Here is a 16,577-nt window from a genome sequence, read left to right as displayed (position 1 = left end):
GAAACCCCATGCTAGGCAAGCGCCGAAACCGGCCTCGCTGCTGCCAGCGGCGATAGGCCTAGGCGACGACCATTCCAGTGGTGTCGCCGACCCACGCGGGCGGCGCGGCGCCTGCTGCGATCTGCGCCAGGCGAATTCAATTCATGACCACGCCCGTCGATACCTCCAGGCTCCGCATCCTCGAAATCGGCGGCGGCTATTTCAAACTGCAGTATCCAGAGCGCACCACCTGCCTGTGGACCTGGACCAAGCTGACCGATGATTTCGGCAAGCTCGACGGTTTCTCGACGCCGGACCGCGTGCTGCGCGAGCTGCGCGCCGCCGGCCGCGGCGAATACGACGTCGTGGTGGTCAACAGCCTGCGCTATTCGCCCTGGCATCCGCGCTATTGGGCGCGCGGGATCTTCTACACCCCGACCAATCCGTGGGCCGCATTGACCCGCCAATTCGGCCCCAGCGTGTTCCGCTGGGTGAAGTCGCCGGTGCCGGTGGTCGCGGTCGAGATGGACGATCACTTCGCGATCTCGAAGAGCAGCGTCTTCCTGCTCGATAAGGCCGAGGCGTACTTCAAGCGCGAGCTGCCGTGCGACAAATGGCAGGCGCTCGCCGGCACGGTGCATCCGCATCTGCCGACGCTGCGCTACCGCCGCAGCGAGAAATGGCAGCGACGGATCGACAAGCTGCAGCCGATCTCACTGCCGCAATTCCGGTTCGATGCGCGCTGGCGGGATGCGCCATTTCCGGAGAAGACCCACGACATCTTCTTCATCGGCTCGGTCGACGGCAATTCAACGGTGCGGCGCGACGGCCTGCCGGAGCTGGAGCGGCTGCGCGCGGCGGGCGTGCGGATCGACCAGCCGACCGAGCGGCTGCCCTACGACGCCTTCATGGAGCGGATGTCGCATTCCTGGCTGGCGTGGTCGCCGGAGGGGATGGGCTGGGATTGCTATCGGCACTACGAAGCGCCGATCGTGCAGTCGGTGCCGCTGATGAACAACCCGACCATCCTGCGCTACGCGCCGCTGCTGTCCGGTCAGCACGGCGTGTACTACGACGTCGAACCGGGCGGGCTGGAGCGCGCCGTCACCTCAGCGCTGGCGGATAAAGATAACCTACGCCGCATGGCGCTGGCCGCGCGCGACCACGTCTTCGCCCATCACACCGTGAAGGCGCACTGCGATCACATCCTGCAAGCGGCGATGGCGGCGAGGTGATCAGTATGCGCACAACGCAGCCGTCGCCCTGAGGCTCCGGCCCGGATTCGCTTCCCGAGTGCGCAGGTTCTCCGTCATTGCGAGGAGCGAGGCGACGAAGCAATCCAGGCGCACAGTGCGCCGAGCTGTGGCTTGCTTCGCCTTCGGCTCGCAATGACGAACGAAGATGGCCGGTCGCCTTACACCGCCGCGGCGAGCTGGGAGAATTCCTTGACGACGCGCTCGTAGACCGGGCGCTTGAACGGCACGATCAGCTCCGGGAGGTTGTGCATCGGTTCCCAGCGCCAGCTGGTGAACTCCGCCTTATGGCCGCCGCCGGGGTGGACGACGTTGATCTCGGAGTCCGCACCGGTGAAGCGGGCCGCGAACCATTTCTGGCGCTGACCCCGATAGCGTCCCTTCCAGGCTCGGCCGGCCACGGTGCGCGGGATATCGTAGATCAGCCAGTCCGGCACCTCGGCGAGCTTCTCGACCGAGTTGACGCTTGTCTCTTCATAAAGCTCGCGCTTGGCGGCTTCCCAGGTGTCTTCGCCGGGATCGACGCCGCCTTGCGGCATCTGCCAGACGTGGGTGTCGTCGACGTGTTCGATGCCACCGGCGCGGCGCCCGATGAAGACGAGACCCTCCCGGTTGATCAGCATCACGCCGACGCAGGTTCGATAGGGCAGGTCTTCGTAGCGGGCCATTCCGTCAGTGCCTTCCGCATCCCCTGAGGTGGGGTGACTCAACTTGATTTTGATTTCAGCATCGCCGTTGTCAATGGCGCCAGAAGGATCCCTCGACTCTCCAAGCTCTTGCTCCAGTTGACAATTCGTTCAATCGTCACCGGAAGCGCAGAAGCCATGCCGACAGCGCTGCCCCGCTCTTTGGCGATGCTCTCGAGCCGCGCCAGCGCCTTGTCGATGTCGGCACCGGCCGGCACCTGGTCGATCGTGAGGTCGGCCCGCGCGAACGGGATCGCCAGCGACTTCGCCAGCGTTCCGGCGACGCTGCGCGGGGCGGTGCCGTCATCGAGATAGCCGAGGCCGCGCTTGGCGGCGTCGCGGATGATCGCCTGCATCGCCGGCTCGGTGGCGACGAACCGCGCGCCCATGAAATTCGACAGGCCGACATAGCCCTGGATCCGGCTGAGATGCCAATTCAGCCGGTCGAGATTCTGCTCCGGCGCGCTGGAGGTCAGCAGCGTCTGCGGTCCGGGGTCGTTGTCGGGATAATCGAACGGCTCCATCGGGATCTGCAGAATGACCTCGTGGCGCTTGGCCCGCGCTTCGGTCGCAAGCTTGCCCGGGTCCGATCCATACGGGGTGAAGGCCAACGCCACCGCGGCCGGCAGCTTCATCACTGCATCGTTGGTGCGCGCCGCGCCGATGCCGAGCCCGCCGACCACGATTGTCACGGTCGGCATCCGCTCGGCCTTGGCGCGATCGGCGTCGGTCGTCATCGCATAGGCCGAGAACGGCTTCAGCCCGCCCGCCATCACCGGGATCATGCCGTAGCGCGACTGTTCCAGCAGCTTCGGGTTGATGCCGTCTGAGGTCGTCGGTCCTGCTGGAGGCTCGGCCTTGTCGGGGCTGTCGGTGCCGACCACGACGTCCTGGCGCGTGCCCTTGGAGCCGTCGATGATGGTGATGGTCTTCTGCCCGGCGGCCGCGTCCTTCGGTTCGGCGTCCTTCTTCTCGGCGGCAGCCGCCGCAGCATTCTCGGGTTTGCCGCCTTGATCCTTGCCGGCTTCGGGAGCGGCCTGCTTCGCCTCGTCGGGGCTTGCCTTGATCTCGACCCGCACCACCGGCTCGCCGCCGAACGGATCATTGCCGAACAGCGCGAAGCCGAGGAACGTCAGCACGAATACGCCGAGAAGGGCCGCGATCCCTTGGGTGGCGTTGAACGGCAGCCGGTAGTGGCGCAGCCGCTGCCACCGGTTCCGCTTTTGACCCAGCGGGGTGCTTAGTTCGTCCGCCGCCACTGCCAACGATCTCCCGAATCAGTCGCAGCGACGATAGCACGACACAGCCGGAGACCGCCGCCGGACGCCGTGTGAGCAGGGACCGCGCAGCAAAAAGGGCGGCCCACCGGCCGCCCTTTCAGCAAATACATCAACCTCGAGGAGGAGCGATCAGTTCGCCGCCTTGTTGCCGGCTGGCTTGTCGATCGCGGCCTTGTCGCCGGTGGTCTGCTTGTCGGCCGGGGCCGAAGCGTTGACCTTGATGCCGTGCAGCAGATCGGCCGCGGCCTTCAGCGCCTTGTCGTCCTTGGCTTCCGGCGGCACGTAGGACTGCGAGCCGGTCTTCTCGTCGCCGTCGGCGCCCTTCAGGTGGCCGCGCAGCGAGGCTTCGCCCTTGGTGTCGGTCCGCGCCTTGAGGTCGGCCGGCACGTCCTGCATCACTTCGATATCCGGCGTGATGCCCTTGGCCTGGATCGACTTGCCCGACGGCGTGTAGTAGCGCGCCGTCGTCAGCCGCAGCGCGCCGTTGCCGGAGCCGAGCGGGATGATGGTCTGCACAGAGCCCTTACCGAACGAACGGGTGCCGACCACGGTGGCCCGCTTGTGATCCTGCAGCGCACCGGCGACGATTTCCGACGCCGAGGCAGAGCCGCCGTTGATCAGCACGATCACCGGCTTGCCCTTGGTGAGGTCGCCCGCATGCGCGGAGCGGCGCTGGGTCTCTTCGGCGTTGCGGCCGCGAGTCGAGACGATCTCGCCGCGATCCAGGAACGCGTCCGACACCGTCACGGCTTCCTCGAGCAGACCGCCCGGGTTGTTGCGCAGATCGAGGATGAAGCCTTTCAGCTTGTCGGCGCCGATCTGGTTGGTCAGGTTCGCAATCTCCTTCTTGAGCCCTTCGGTGGTCTGCTCGTTGAAGGTCGTGATGCGGATATAGCCGATGTCGCTGTCTTCGACGCGCGCGCGCACCGAGCGGACGCGGATGTTGTCGCGCACCAGCGTAACTTCGATCGGGTTGTCCTGGCCCTTGCGGACGATCTTCAACCGGATCTTGGTGTTGACCGGGCCGCGCATCTTCTCGACGGCCTGGTTCAGGGTCAGGCCCTGCACCGCCTCGTCGTCGAGATTGGTGATGATGTCGTTAGCAAGAATGCCGGCCTTCGACGCAGGCGTATCGTCGATCGGCGACACCACCTTGATCAGGCCGTCTTCCATCGTGACTTCGATGCCGAGACCACCGAATTCGCCGCGGGTCTGCACCTGCATGTCACGGAAGCTCTTGGCATCCATGTAGCTGGAATGCGGATCGAGCCCGGCCAGCATGCCGCTGATGGCGGATTCGACCAGTTTGGAGTCGTCCGGCTTCTCGACGTAGTCGCTGCGCACGCGCTCGAACACGTCGCCGAACAGGTTGAGCTGGCGGTAGGTGTCAGAGGTGGCGGCGCGGGCGGTGGCGCCCATCAGCATCGTGCGAGGTTGGGTGACGAAAAGTGTCAGCGCGGCACCGGTGACGGCGCTGAGGAGGATTACCGAAGTCTTGCGCATCATCCGCGAACCTTCTCGCCTTCATTTGCGGCCCACCATGGGCCTGGATCGATGGGAGTGCCGTCTTTACGGAACTCGACGTAGAGCACGGGCTGACTGGCGTTGGCCGCGAGGATCGAGGCGACCCGCGAGGTCGAACCCATGGTCGCGACCGGCTCTCCCGTGAGCACGAATTGGCCGATATTGACTGAAATGCGCTCCATCCCGGCGATCAGGACATGATACCCGCCACCGGCATTGAGGATCAAGAGTTGTCCATAGGAGCGGAACGGCCCAGCATAGACCACCCAGCCGTCGCAAGGTGTTGTAATCTGGGCGCCTGCGCGCGTTGACAGTGAGATGCCGCGCTCGACGCCGCCGACCCCGTCGGGGCGGCCGAATTCGCGGATCTTGGTGCCGTTGACCGGCAGCGGCAGCATGCCCTTTGCGGACGCGAACGCGATCGCCGGGCTCAGCCGGCCGGGATCCTTCAGGGCCGCCAGATTGGCCTTGCCGGCGGCCGGCGCGCCCTTCTGATCGGCGGCGGCCGCAGCCTTCGCGGCGCTCTTGAGGTCCTGCTCCATCTTGGCGATCAGGCCCTGGAGGCTGTCGACCTGGCGTGACAGCGTCAGCGCCCGGCCGCGCTCGGCCTCGATGTCCTTCTCGACCGCGCTTTGTTGCCGTTGCCGCTCCTCGACCAAGGCGGCGAGCCGGGTCTGGTCGGTGGTCAGGTGGCTGCGGTCGGTGGCGAGCTGGTCGCGCTCGGCGGCAATTTTCTGTCGCACGGCGATCAGTTCGCCGAGATCGGTGGCGAGGCGCTCGGCGCGGGTCCGCAATTCCGGCACCACGGCGCCGAGCAGGATTGCGGTGCGCAGCGACTCCAAGGCATCTTCGGGACGTACCAGCAGCGCTGGCGGAGCGCGGCGCCCGGCGCGCTGCAGGGCAGCCAGCACTTCGCCGATTTCGCCGCGGCGGGCGTCCAGCGAGGTGCGGATTTCAGCCTCGCGGGCGTCGAGCGGGCGCAAGCGCGCCTCAGCGTCGCTGATCCGGGTTTCGACCGCCCGCACCTTGGCGGCGACGTCGATCAGTTCCTGGTTGAGCTTGGTGCGATCGGCGCCGATCGCGGCCAGATCAGCCTTGAGCTTGTCCTGCTGCTCGGCGGCGCTTTTCTGCTGCGCGCGCGCGGCTTCCAGCTCCTGCTCGTGCTGTTTGATCAGATCCGCCATCGACGGCGCGGTCGTCGTGGCGGCCGGCGCCGTCTGCGCCTTCGCAGAGCTGATCAGCACCCCGTTGGGACGCGCCACGTCGTTCGCCCACAAGCCCGCAGCGAGGCCTGCGGACAATAGGACCGCTGGCCGCCAGGAGCCGGCAGCCACATGGTGCCTCGCAGCCGTGTTGCGCGGTGCATGCATCAGTTCGCTACGGCGTCTGTTACGCACGATGATAAGGATGTCCCGCCAAAATCGTCGCGGCCCGATAGATCTGCTCCAGCAGCATCACGCGAACCATTTGGTGCGGCCATGTCGCCCCCCCGAACGACATGCTCAGCTTTGCCTTGCGCCGCAATTCAGGCAAAAGTCCGTCGGCTCCGCCGATCACGAAAATAGTACCGGGCACCTGCTCGTCCCGCCAGCGGCCGAGCTGAGCGGCGAAGGCCGTGCTGCCAAGGCTCTGGCCGCGCTCGTCGAGCGTAACCAGCACAGCCCCGTCCTGCACCTGAGCGATGATCGCGGCGGCTTCTTCCGCCATCCGTGCCGGCGCCTCGCGGGCGCGGCTTTCGGCAATTTCATGGACATCGAGACCGCGAAAGCCGAGCTTGCGGCCGAGGTCGTCGAACCGCGCCCGATAGCGCTCGGCGAGCTCGCGCTCCGGCCCCTGTTTCAGCTTCCCGACAGCCAGGATCAATAGTCGCATCGGCTCACGCGCCCTTTGCGCGAGAGCCGCGCTACTCATCCGTCAGACACGCGTTTTCAGCCGCGCCGACGCTACACGGAGTGCGATGACTACAGCGTCTTCGCCGGCGACGGACCTTGAGTCCACAACCGTTCGAGGTTGTAGAATTCGCGGACCTCGGGACGGAAGACGTGCAGCACCACGTCGCCGCTGTCGATCAGCACCCAATCGCAGTTCGGCAAGCCTTCGACGTGCGGCGCGGCGATGCCGGCCTGCTTCAGGGCCTTGACGACGTTCTCGGCGATCGCGCCAACGTGACGGTTAGCCCGTCCGGTGGCGACGACCACGTAGTCGAACATCGCTGATTTGCCGCGGAGGTCGATGGTCACCGTCTCCTCCGCCTTCATCTCGTCGAGGCGGGAGAGGATCAGTTTCAGCGTCGCTTCCGCATCCGGCGCAGTCTTGAACTGCGATGCATCCGGAGCGATCGCCTCAGGGGTCGGTACTGGCGCAGTCCTGGTTGACGCGGACCGCGAAGCCTTTGCCGCGACCGATTTCGGCAAAGCCGACGTGGACAATACAGAAGTGGTCAGGGACCTTTCCTTTCACTGTATCGCGGGTGCCGACTCCCGGCGCCCACAGGTCATTCTAAAGCAATTTCCAGCAAAGTGGAATCCAGAGCGCCTTGAGGGAGCCGTAAACGCCGCCACGCCGTCTCGCAAAAGTCACACATCCGATGTGGGGAGCGCCGCGCCGAGAGTCCAGCGGGCGCGACCATCATGTCTTCCAGCTTCCGTCGGGGTTCCGCAAGGCGGTCGACGACACCGGCGATTTCAGCCCGGTGAGATACACCCAGGCAGGCGGCTCGCGATCCGCCAGTGTCGCAGCTTTGTTATTAGGAATTCGCATTCGCATCAGGCGCCGAGCGGCGGGAGCCGCAAGTGCGCGGAAGCTGGTCGGCGGACGGTCGATCACCGCGATCGGGATCTCGGCCGCGATCTGCTGCCACTGCTGCCAGCGATGGAACTGAGCCAGATTGTCGGCGCCCATGATCCAGACGAAGCGAGCGCCGGGGCAATGCCGGCGCAAATAGCGGAGAGTGTCTGCAGTGTAGCGGGTGCCGATGACGGCTTCGAGACGACTGACCTGGATGCGCGGATCGTCTGCAATCGCCTGCGCCGCGGCAACCCGGGCGTCGATCTCGCGCAGGCTTGAGATATCCTTCAGCGGATTGCCCGGCGATACCAGCCACCACACCCGATCGAGCTTCAGCCGTTTGATAGCGAACTGACTGATCGCGCGATGCGCCAGATGCGGCGGATTGAACGAGCCGCCGAGCAGGCCGATCCGCATCCCCGGCGCGAAGGGCGGGATTGCGCGGCGGGCTGCGGCGAGGTCCGTCGTCACCTCAGCCTCGGCGGCACGGCCGCATCACGGCCGGGTCTGTCCGCTGCCATGGATGCGATACTTGAACGTCGTCAGTTGCTCGGCGCCGACCGGTCCACGGGCGTGGAATTTGCCGGTGGCGATTCCAATCTCGGCACCGAAGCCGAACTCACCGCCATCGGCGAACTGCGTCGATGCGTTATGCAGCACGATCGCTGAATCGACTTCGCCGAGAAATTTCGCCGCCGCCTGCGCATCTTCGGCAACGATCGCATCGGTGTGGTGCGATCCGTGATTGTGAATATGCACGATCGCTCCGTCGACGCCGTCGACCAGCTTGGCGGCGATGACTGCGTCGAGATACTCAGTATCCCAGTCCTCATCGCTTGCCGGCTTCACCCGGGGATCGACCTGCTGCACGGTCTGGTCGCCGCGCACCTCGCAACCGGAATCGATCAGCATCGTCACCAGAGGAGCGAGATGCGTTGTGGCGGCCGCGCGATCGATCAGCAGCGTTTCGGCGGCGCCGCAGACACCTGTGCGGCGCATCTTGGCATTGAGCACGATCGACTTGGCCATCTCGAGATCAGCGCTGCGATCGACATAGACGTGATTGACGCCTTCGAGATGCGCGAACACCGGCACCCGCGCTTCGCTTTCGACGCGCGCGACCAGGCTCTTGCCGCCGCGCGGTACGATGACGTCGACAGACCCATCGAGGCCGGCGAGGAGTAATCCAACAGCCGCACGGTCGCGGGTCGGCACCAAAGTAATCGCCGCGTCCGGCAGCCCCGCTTCGCGCAGACCCTGCACCAGGCAGTCGTGAATCGCGCGGCAGGAGCGGAAGCTCTCCGAGCCGCCGCGCAGGATCACCGCATTGCCCGACTTCAGGCACAGCACGCCGGCGTCAGCCGCAACGTTGGGACGGCTTTCGAAGATCACCGCCACCACCCCGAGCGGCACGCGGACGCGCTCGATGGTCATGCCGTTCGGCCGCTGCCAGCTCTCGGTCACGGTGCCGACCGGGTCGGCGATGCCGCGCACCACCGCGATGCCTTCGGCCATCGCTTCGACGCGCGCCGGCGTCAGCGTCAGGCGGTCCAAGAATGCCGACGTGGTACCGGCAGCTTTGGCATCGGCGACGTCCTCGGCATTCGCCGCCAGGATCTTGTCTGCGCCGGCGCGGATTGCACGCTCCATCGCTTCCAGCGCGCGGTTCTTCTGCTCCGGCGGCGCCAGAGCCAGGATCCGGGCGGCGGCGCGGGCCTGCCGACCCAGGTCGGTCATCAGCGTCGTGAGTTCGGCGCTGCCGTCGATGGCTTTGAGCGAGGCGGTCATAGCGTTGAGCCTGAAAAATCCGTGGTAGGTCATGTAAATAGGGGGAAAAGACCGCTACGCCAAGCCGGTTGCGGGGAAGCCGGGTGATCCCGGTCCTTTCGGCAATCGACGAGATTGCCGCGATCAGGCGGTTCATTGCTAACCGGACGTCCACGAAACCCCTGCTTGCTAACACGCGGCAGGGGCACCCAAGGACTGCGCGTCAGGTCGGCGCCGTTCCGACGACTAGATCGTCGCGATGGATCATCTCGGCGCGGCCGGTGATTCCGAGGATCATCATCACGTCCGGCGACGACCGGCCTTTGATCTTCTCGGCATCCTCGGCGTCGTAAGCGACCAGGCCGCGGCCGATCTCATGGGTGTCCGGGCCGCGCACGATCACGGCGTCGCCGCGGGAAAATTGGCCGTCGACCCGGATCACGCCTGCCGGCAGCAGGCTCTTGCCGGCGCGCAGCGCGCTGACTGCGCCGGCGTCGATCGTCAGCGTGCCCTTCGGCTCCAGCGTGCCGGCAATCCAGCGCTTTCGTGCCGTCACGGGATTGGCCGGCGTCAGGAACCAGGTGCACTTGCCGCCGTCGGCGATCGCTTTGAGCGGATGATCGATCTTGCCGGAAGCGATCAGCATATGAGTGCCAGCGGAGGTCGCGATCTTGGCCGCCTCGATCTTGGTGCGCATGCCGCCGCGCGACAGCTCCGAGCCTGCCGCCCCGGCCATGCCCTCGATCTCGGCGGTGATCGCTTCGACGACAGGAATCAGCGTGGCGTCCGGATTGTTGCCGGGTGGCGCGGTGTACAGCCCGTCGATGTCGGACAGCAGGATCAGCAGATCGGCGCTCGCCATGGTGGCGACCCGCGCCGCAAGCCGGTCGTTATCTCCGTAGCGAATCTCGGTGGTGGCGACGGTGTCGTTCTCGTTGATCACCGGCACCGCTCGCCATTCCAGCAGCTTGGCGATGGTCGAGCGGGCGTTGAGATAGCGCCGCCGCTCTTCGGTGTCCTGGAACGTCACCAGAATCTGGCCGGCGCCGATGCCATGGGCGCCGAGCACTTCCGACCAGGTCCGCGCCAGTTCGATTTGCCCGACCGCCGCGGCGGCCTGGCTTTCCTCCAGCTTGAGCGGGCCGCGCGGCAGCTTCAGCCGGCTCCGTCCGAGCGCGATCGAGCCCGACGACACCACCATCACGTCCCGGCCGCCACGATGCAGCTCGGCAATGTCGGCGGCGAGCGCCGCCAGCCACCCGGCCCGCACCTCGCCGGCGGCGGAGTCGATCAGCAGCGACGAGCCGACCTTGACGACGATGTGGCGGAAATCGTGAAGCTTAGGGCTGGCCATGGAGGTATCGATCACAACGTCGCGGCGCGCAAAGCGGGCGACTGGCAGGAAGAGGCCCGTTTTGCAGCACCAAGCCGGGTCACGCAAGCCGTGCGAACGGACCGGCAGACCTGTTGTGACCGGCCCGGCGTGATTGGTTCAGGCGTCCTGCGGAGCCCAGGGCTTGGCTTCGGCCGGATTGTCGGCGGTGCCGATCGCCTTGTCGGAGACCGGCGCTTCGCCGATCACCGCGACCAGCGCACGCAACGCCTCCGGCACGCCCTGGCCAGTCACGCCCGACAGCAGCAGCGGCGTCTTCTTGGCGGCGCGCTTCAGCCGATCCTTCTGCTTCTTGAGCTCGTCCGGTTCGACCGCATCGATCTTGTTCAGTGCAACGATCTCGATTTTGTCGACCAGCGTCTCGGCATAGGCTTCGAGTTCGCCGCGCACCGTCTTGTAGGCCTTGCCAGCGTGCTCGCAGGTGGCGTCGATCAGGTGCAGCAGCACCCGGCAGCGCTCGATATGGCCGAGGAAGCGGTCACCGAGGCCGGCGCCCTCATGGGCGCCCTCGATCAGACCGGGAATATCGGCGAGCACGAATTCGCGGCCATCGCTGTTCACCACCCCGAGCTGCGGATGCAGCGTGGTGAACGGATAGTCGGCGATCTTCGGCTTGGCGGCGCTGACTTTGGACAGGAAGGTCGATTTGCCGGCGTTCGGCAGCCCGACCAGGCCGGCGTCGGCGATCAGTTTCAGCCGCAGCCAGATCCAGCGTTCTTCGCCGGGCAGTCCGGGATTGGCGTGACGCGGCGCCCGGTTGGTCGAGGATTTGAAATGGGCGTTGCCGAAACCGCCATTGCCGCCCTTGGCCAACACGAAACGCTCGCCGACTTTGGTGAAGTCGTGGATCAGCGTTTCCTTGTCCTCGTCGAAAATCTGGGTGCCGACCGGCACCTTCATGACGATGTCTTTGCCGCCCGCGCCGTGGCGGTCGCTGCCCATGCCGTTGCCGCCCTTCTGCGCCTTGAAGTGCTGCTGGTAACGGTAATCGATCAGCGTGTTCAGGCCGTCGGCGGCCTCGATGATGATGTCACCGCCGCGGCCGCCATTGCCGCCATTGGGGCCGCCGAACTCGATGAACTTCTCGCGGCGGAACGCCACGCAGCCGTTCCCGCCGTCGCCGGAGCGGATGTAAACCTTAGCTTCATCGAGGAATTTCATGGGTCATCCGTATCGTAAGGTCGGGGGGCGCGGCAACACTTCGATCACCGTCCGCCGCTGCGGCGGTCTGAAAGTCGAAGCGACCCTGCGCCACCTTGCGCCCGCTTGCGCCTCGGGGCGATAAGCGCCGACCGCAATCATACGGGCCAATATGGGGCTGTTCGCCAAAATCACCACCGCGTCCGACCCGCGCACCGCCCGGATCGCCGGCATCCTGCTGATGCTGCTGGCGATGCTGGCGTTTTCGTTCGCCGACGCAGCCGGCAAGACCGTCGTGGCGATCTATTCGGTCGGGCAACTGCTGGTGCTGCGGGCGTTGGCCGGACTGCTGGTGCTGTCGCCGCTGATCTGGCGCCAGCGCAAGGCGTTCCTGCAGCTGGAGAGGCCGGGTCTGCAACTGGCGCGGACGCTGATCGCGGCCTGCGAAGTCGCGGTGTTCTATCTGGCGACCGCCTATCTGCCACTCGCCGACGTCATCACCTTCTATCTCGCCTCGTCGCTGTTCGTCTCGGTCGGCGCTGCGTTGTTTCTGGGTGAGACCATCGACCGGCCGCGCGGGATCGCGATCGTCGTCGGCTTTGTCGGCGTGCTGATCGCGCTGCAGCCGTCGACCCAGACCATGAGCTGGCCGGCGCTGATCGCGATTCTTGCCAGCGTGCTGTTTGCAGGCCTGCTGTTGCTGACGCGGTTCCTGCGCCAGACCCCCGACATGGTGCTGGCCTCGCAGCAGTTCGCCGGCACGCTGCTGCTCGGCCTCGTGCTGGCCCCATCGGGCTGGATCACGCCGTCGGCGACCGATCTGGTGTGGTTTGCGATCTCGGGTGCGGTGTCGGCGGTGGGTCTGCTGTGCGTCAATCGCTCGCTGCGGTTGGCGCCGGCGAGCGTCGTGGTGCCGTATCAGTACACGATGATCATTTTCGCTGCTGCGTTCGGCTGGCTGCTGTTCGGCGATGTGCCGTCGCGGGCGACGGTGGCCGGCGTCGCGATCATCATCGCGTCCGGGCTTTATCTCGGTTGGCGCGAACGCAGCACGCCGCGGCCGTCCGAGGGCGGTTGATTACTCGCCGACCCGGAGCGCCAGCCCGCTGAATCGCTCGCTCAGCACGCGCGCGCGTTCGCGGCGTTCCTCGATCAGGAGCTTGCGCTCGGTCGCCTCGAAAGCGTCGAGATCGGCTCGGAATTCATCACGTACGTCGCGGACGGCGACGGCTTGGTCGGGCGAATCGGACATCGGGATCTCCCTGGTCGAACTGACGCCTAACTACACGGGGTTGATGAAGATCGCGTATTTGCAAAGTGGGCGGCGGCGCGATCAGCCGGCGATGGTTAAGCGCCGATTGAACGCGCCTGCTCGCGGACATCAGATCCCGAAACGGCGATCGAGATCGACGAAGCGGAAGCTGAGCTGCTCGGTCCGCTCGCGGTGCTGCTCGGCCTCCGCAGCGCGGTCGGCGGTGAGTTCGACCTGCGCGATCGTCGCCGGCGCGAGCGGCTTGATTTCTTCGGCGAGGTCGCGGGCGAGGACGGCTTGGATGTAGCGATGAGCGGACATGTCTGAACTCCCTGTTTGGAAGTCTGTCCTACGCAGCCTGCGCAGCGTGCTGAACTCGGTTCCGACCGAGGCTGACGGCTCGTCCTCCGGCCGTGGTTAAGCGGTCGGTAACGGCGAGGTCGCGGCTTGATACGACTGTCTCGAAACAACATCGGCCGGGTCACAACCCGGCCGATCCGTTCACTTCAATGATAGCGTGTCGAGGCGCTGATCAGCACCGCCGCTTGGTGGTGCCCCACTTTTTCAGCGACGACCACACCCCGCGGGTCAGACGGAAGCAGTCGACCGGGGTCGACGATCCGATCGACTCGAAGCGGTGCAGCTCGACGCCGGTCCATTGGAAGCCGCACTTCTCCAGCACGTTGCGCGACGCTGGATTGATGACGCGGGCGCCGGAGATCATCTGCTTGGCGCCGTGCACCTCGAAGGTGAAGTCGATCACTGCCCGCGCGGCTTCGGTGGCGTAGCCGTTGCCCCAATGCTGCACGCCCAGCCAATAACCGAGCTCCGGAGCGTCGCGGTCGCTCCAGTCGACGCCGACGAGTCCGATCGGCTCGAGATCCTCGGCCTCGATCAGAAACACGCTGTCGCTGCTCTTGGGCAGCGCGGTCACGAAGCGCCCGGCGTCGTCGCGCGTGTAGGGAAACGGCATCCGCCGGGTCATCTCGACGACACGGCGATCGTTGGCGAGCGAAGCGATGGCCTGGACGTCCGCGAGAACCGGTTTACGCAGCGTGAGCCGCTCGGTCTCGAGGACGCAAGGTCTCGCCTCGCGCAACGAGGGCGTGGTGGTCGGGATCTCCTGCAACATGGCGGGCTCCTGAAGATGCGCCGTGAAAGTACGCAAAGAAAAAGGGGAGGCCGGTTTTCCCGCCTCCCCTGGAGCCCTTAGTTGTGCTCCGCCGGTTTGACAGGACCCGGCGGACACATATTTTTGTCCACCGTCTATTCGGCCGCCTGCATCGCAATCGGGAGTACCGATACGTAGGTGCGGCCGTTGGCTTTGGCGCGGAATTCGACGCGGCCTTCGACCTTGGCGAACAAGGTGTGATCAGTGCCCATGCCGACGTTGAGGCCGGGATGCCACTGAGTGCCGCGCTGACGCGCAATGATGTTGCCGGGAATCACGTGCTCGCCGCCAAACGCCTTCACGCCGAGGCGCTTGCCTGCGGAATCACGTCCGTTGCGCGAGGAACCGCCCGCCTTTTTATGAGCCATGGCTCGTCTCCAAAATCCGAAATACCTTTTAGATGAATCCCGTTACGGAATCATCCCGCTTTTTTGTCACGCCTGCTGCGCGCAGTGCCTTACTCGGCAGCTTCCGCAGCCGGGGCCGCCTTCGCGCGCTTGGCACGGGGGCCGACCGAAGGCTTCTTGCCGTCGGCGAGGATCTCGGTGATCCGCAGCACGGTGATTTCATCGCGATAACCGCGCTTGCGCTTGGAGTGCTTGCGACGACGCTTCTTGAACGCGATCACCTTCGGACCGCGCTTGTGGTCCAGCACTTCGGCCGCCACGGTCGCGCCGGCCACGGTGGGGGCGCCGAGAACCGGGGTGTCGCCGCCCAGCACGAGCACTTCGCCGAGCTGGATGATGCTGCCGACGTCGCCGTCGATCTTGCCTACTTCGAGTACATCTTCCGGAACGACACGGTATTGCCGGCCGCCGGTTTTGATGACTGCGAACATCTTTTTCTTCCTTCGTGTTCGAACCCGGCCTCGGGTTAACCCGGGCCGGCTTTTTGGTCAGTCGATGACGGGGTGCGACGACGAAAGCGCCGCGGCTTCGGTGCGGATGGACTTGAGCCGGGCGAAAAACGCCTCTGGCCGCACAAAAACAATCCGGCGCGAGACCTGCCCGCGCCGGTGCGTGACTTATACCCGCCGCGCCGGTTCCGTCAAGGCTGGGTGAGCCGCAATGCCGCCGCCGGCGGAAGGGGGCGCCGGACAGGGATGCAACCAACCGGTTCCCGGATCGTTGTCGACCGGATTTCAACGGGGTGCCAACGATGGCTGAGGACAGTCTGACCACCACGAACGCCGGCATCGCCGCACACGGCGCCACCCGTCTGCCTTCAGTCGAGATCGACAGCTACAATATCGAGATCAAGGACGAGGACGGCTTCCTCGGCGACCGCGCCTCCAAGGGGGCGTTTCAGCGCCTGCTCGACGATTGGCGCAAAGCGCTGCGCGAGACCGGCGACGATCCGTTCGGGCGGCGAGACACCAAGAATATCGCCAAGAGCGCGCTCGACGAGGTGCTCACCAGCGACGACGTCGCCGCCGCTGCGGTGGTGCACAGCGCGATCGAGGATTTTGCGCAGGAGCTGGCCTACGTCACCAAGCGCTTCCTGCGCACCAAGGCGTGGGCCGAGACCGAGTGCATCGTGGTCGGCGGCGGCTTCCGCCAGAGCCGGGTGGGCGAGCTGGCGATTGCCCGCACCGACATTCTGCTCAAGGCGGACGGCCACGCGGTCGATCTGGTGCCGATCCGATTTCACCCCGACGAGGCCGGGCTGATCGGTTGCCTGCATCTGGCGCCGTCGTGGATCTTCGAGGCCCACGACAGCATCCTGGCGGTCGATATCGGCGGTTCCAACATCCGATGCGGCGTGGTCGAGACCGCCTGGAAGAAGGCGCCCGACCTGTCGAAAGCCTCGGTGTGGAAGTCCGACCTGTGGCGGCACGCCGATGACGAGCCGACCCGCGAAGGTGCGGTGAAGCGGCTGACCCGGATGCTCAAGGACCTGATCTCGGAGGCCGAGGACGAAGGCTTCAAGCTGGCGCCGTTCATCGGCATCTCCTGTCCCGGCGTCATCAATGCCGATGGCAGCATCGAAAAAGGCGCCCAGAACCTGCCGGGCAATTGGGAGAGCAGCAAGTTCCACCTGCCGCGCAGCCTGCTCGAAGGCATCCCGACGATCGGCAGCCATGACACCGCAATCCTGATGCACAATGACGGCGTGGCCCAGGGCCTCAGCGAAGTGCCGTTCATGCAGGAATTCGAGCGCTGGGGCGTGCTGACGATCGGCACCGGCCTCGGCAACGCCCGCTTCACCAACCGCCGCGACAAGGACAAGGCCAAGAAGGAGCGGGAGAAGGATAAGGAAAAAGACAAAGAGAAGGACAAGGAGAAGGGTAAAAAAGACAAAGACAGCAAGGAGAAGGCCTGATCCCGTTCGGCTGCCAGCCCCGC

The 16,577-nt window shown here is 65.7% G+C and carries 18 protein-coding genes; 3 read left to right on the top strand and 15 right to left on the bottom strand.

From position 1 onward, the window contains the following. Positions 1-143: 143 nt before the first annotated feature. The gene (locus HZF03_RS00875; RefSeq protein ID WP_119019112.1) at positions 144-1,214 is read left to right on the top strand and encodes a glycosyltransferase; all 1,071 of its coding nucleotides are present in this window, start codon (positions 144-146) and stop codon (positions 1,212-1,214) included. 179 nt (positions 1,215-1,393) lie between these two features. Here HZF03_RS00875 and HZF03_RS00870 read toward each other — a convergent pair whose 3' ends face one another. The 10 genes from HZF03_RS00870 to obgE all read right to left on the bottom strand — a co-directional run bounded on the left by HZF03_RS00870 (position 1,394) and on the right by obgE (position 11,830). Continuing rightward, positions 1,394-1,900 (bottom strand): RNA pyrophosphohydrolase, encoded by a 507-nt coding sequence (locus HZF03_RS00870; protein ID WP_012493963.1) that lies wholly within the window; start codon positions 1,898-1,900, stop codon positions 1,394-1,396. 38 nt (positions 1,901-1,938) lie between these two features. After that, entirely contained in the window at positions 1,939-3,177 is a 1,239-nt protein-coding gene (locus tag HZF03_RS00865; RefSeq protein ID WP_119019113.1) for a divergent polysaccharide deacetylase family protein, read from the bottom strand. 150 nt (positions 3,178-3,327) lie between these two features. Next, a complete protein-coding gene (locus HZF03_RS00860) occupies positions 3,328-4,704 on the bottom strand; it encodes a S41 family peptidase (RefSeq protein ID WP_011155737.1) in 1,377 nt (458 codons plus the stop codon). Further along, complete coding sequence (locus tag HZF03_RS00855; protein ID WP_179906243.1) at positions 4,701-6,092, bottom strand: murein hydrolase activator EnvC family protein; 1,392 nt, start codon at positions 6,090-6,092, stop codon at positions 4,701-4,703. Before HZF03_RS00855 ends, HZF03_RS00860 begins: the two co-directional genes overlap by 4 nt. Positions 6,093-6,111: 19 nt before the next feature. Beyond that, positions 6,112-6,594 (bottom strand): 23S rRNA (pseudouridine(1915)-N(3))-methyltransferase RlmH, encoded by a 483-nt coding sequence (gene rlmH, locus HZF03_RS00850; RefSeq protein ID WP_012493960.1) that lies wholly within the window; start codon positions 6,592-6,594, stop codon positions 6,112-6,114. 89 nt (positions 6,595-6,683) lie between these two features. Next, the gene (gene rsfS, locus HZF03_RS00845) at positions 6,684-7,136 is read right to left on the bottom strand and encodes a ribosome silencing factor (RefSeq protein WP_420853863.1); all 453 of its coding nucleotides are present in this window, start codon (positions 7,134-7,136) and stop codon (positions 6,684-6,686) included. A 214-nt stretch (positions 7,137-7,350) separates the two neighbouring features. Beyond that, a complete protein-coding gene (locus HZF03_RS00840; protein ID WP_119018919.1) occupies positions 7,351-7,980 on the bottom strand; it encodes a nicotinate-nucleotide adenylyltransferase in 630 nt (209 codons plus the stop codon). Positions 7,981-8,004: 24 nt separating this feature from the next. Further along, entirely contained in the window at positions 8,005-9,297 is a 1,293-nt protein-coding gene (locus tag HZF03_RS00835; RefSeq protein WP_119018918.1) for a glutamate-5-semialdehyde dehydrogenase, read from the bottom strand. A gap of 202 nt (positions 9,298-9,499) precedes the next feature. Further along, positions 9,500-10,630 (bottom strand): glutamate 5-kinase, encoded by a 1,131-nt coding sequence (gene proB / locus HZF03_RS00830; protein WP_119018917.1) that lies wholly within the window; start codon positions 10,628-10,630, stop codon positions 9,500-9,502. A 138-nt stretch (positions 10,631-10,768) separates the two neighbouring features. Beyond that, positions 10,769-11,830 (bottom strand): GTPase ObgE, encoded by a 1,062-nt coding sequence (obgE, locus tag HZF03_RS00825; protein WP_119018916.1) that lies wholly within the window; start codon positions 11,828-11,830, stop codon positions 10,769-10,771. 151 nt (positions 11,831-11,981) lie between these two features. On the opposite strand from obgE, the gene HZF03_RS00820 reads away from it, so the two are divergent. Beyond that, positions 11,982-12,887, top strand: a complete 906-nt coding sequence (locus tag HZF03_RS00820; protein WP_119018915.1) for a DMT family transporter — start codon at positions 11,982-11,984, stop codon at positions 12,885-12,887. On the opposite strand, the gene HZF03_RS00815 is transcribed toward HZF03_RS00820, so the two are convergent. The 5 genes from HZF03_RS00815 to rplU all read right to left on the bottom strand — a co-directional run bounded on the left by HZF03_RS00815 (position 12,888) and on the right by rplU (position 15,070). Further along, positions 12,888-13,061: a hypothetical protein gene (locus HZF03_RS00815; protein ID WP_012493954.1), complete on the bottom strand. Its 174-nt coding sequence runs from the start codon at positions 13,059-13,061 to the stop codon at positions 12,888-12,890. A gap of 129 nt (positions 13,062-13,190) precedes the next feature. Then, the gene (locus HZF03_RS00810) at positions 13,191-13,382 is read right to left on the bottom strand and encodes a hypothetical protein (RefSeq protein WP_119018914.1); all 192 of its coding nucleotides are present in this window, start codon (positions 13,380-13,382) and stop codon (positions 13,191-13,193) included. A gap of 211 nt (positions 13,383-13,593) precedes the next feature. Continuing rightward, complete coding sequence (locus tag HZF03_RS00805; protein ID WP_119018913.1) at positions 13,594-14,193, bottom strand: GNAT family N-acetyltransferase; 600 nt, start codon at positions 14,191-14,193, stop codon at positions 13,594-13,596. A gap of 134 nt (positions 14,194-14,327) precedes the next feature. Further along, positions 14,328-14,600 carry a 50S ribosomal protein L27 gene (gene rpmA, locus HZF03_RS00800; RefSeq protein ID WP_011155727.1) on the bottom strand — a complete coding sequence of 91 codons (273 nt, stop codon included), beginning with the start codon at positions 14,598-14,600 and terminating at the stop codon, positions 14,328-14,330. 89 nt (positions 14,601-14,689) lie between these two features. Further along, positions 14,690-15,070, bottom strand: a complete 381-nt coding sequence (gene rplU / locus HZF03_RS00795) for a 50S ribosomal protein L21 (RefSeq protein ID WP_119018912.1) — start codon at positions 15,068-15,070, stop codon at positions 14,690-14,692. 320 nt (positions 15,071-15,390) lie between these two features. Between rplU and HZF03_RS00790 the strand changes: the two genes are divergently transcribed. After that, the gene (locus HZF03_RS00790) at positions 15,391-16,554 is read left to right on the top strand and encodes an ROK family protein (protein ID WP_011155725.1); all 1,164 of its coding nucleotides are present in this window, start codon (positions 15,391-15,393) and stop codon (positions 16,552-16,554) included. The last annotated feature ends 23 nt before the right edge of the window (positions 16,555-16,577 follow it).

It is taken from the genome of Rhodopseudomonas palustris (assembly GCF_013415845.1).
GTDB classification, from domain to species: domain Bacteria; phylum Pseudomonadota; class Alphaproteobacteria; order Rhizobiales; family Xanthobacteraceae; genus Rhodopseudomonas; species Rhodopseudomonas palustris_F.
This window is presented reverse-complemented; position numbering and strand designations above follow the sequence as displayed.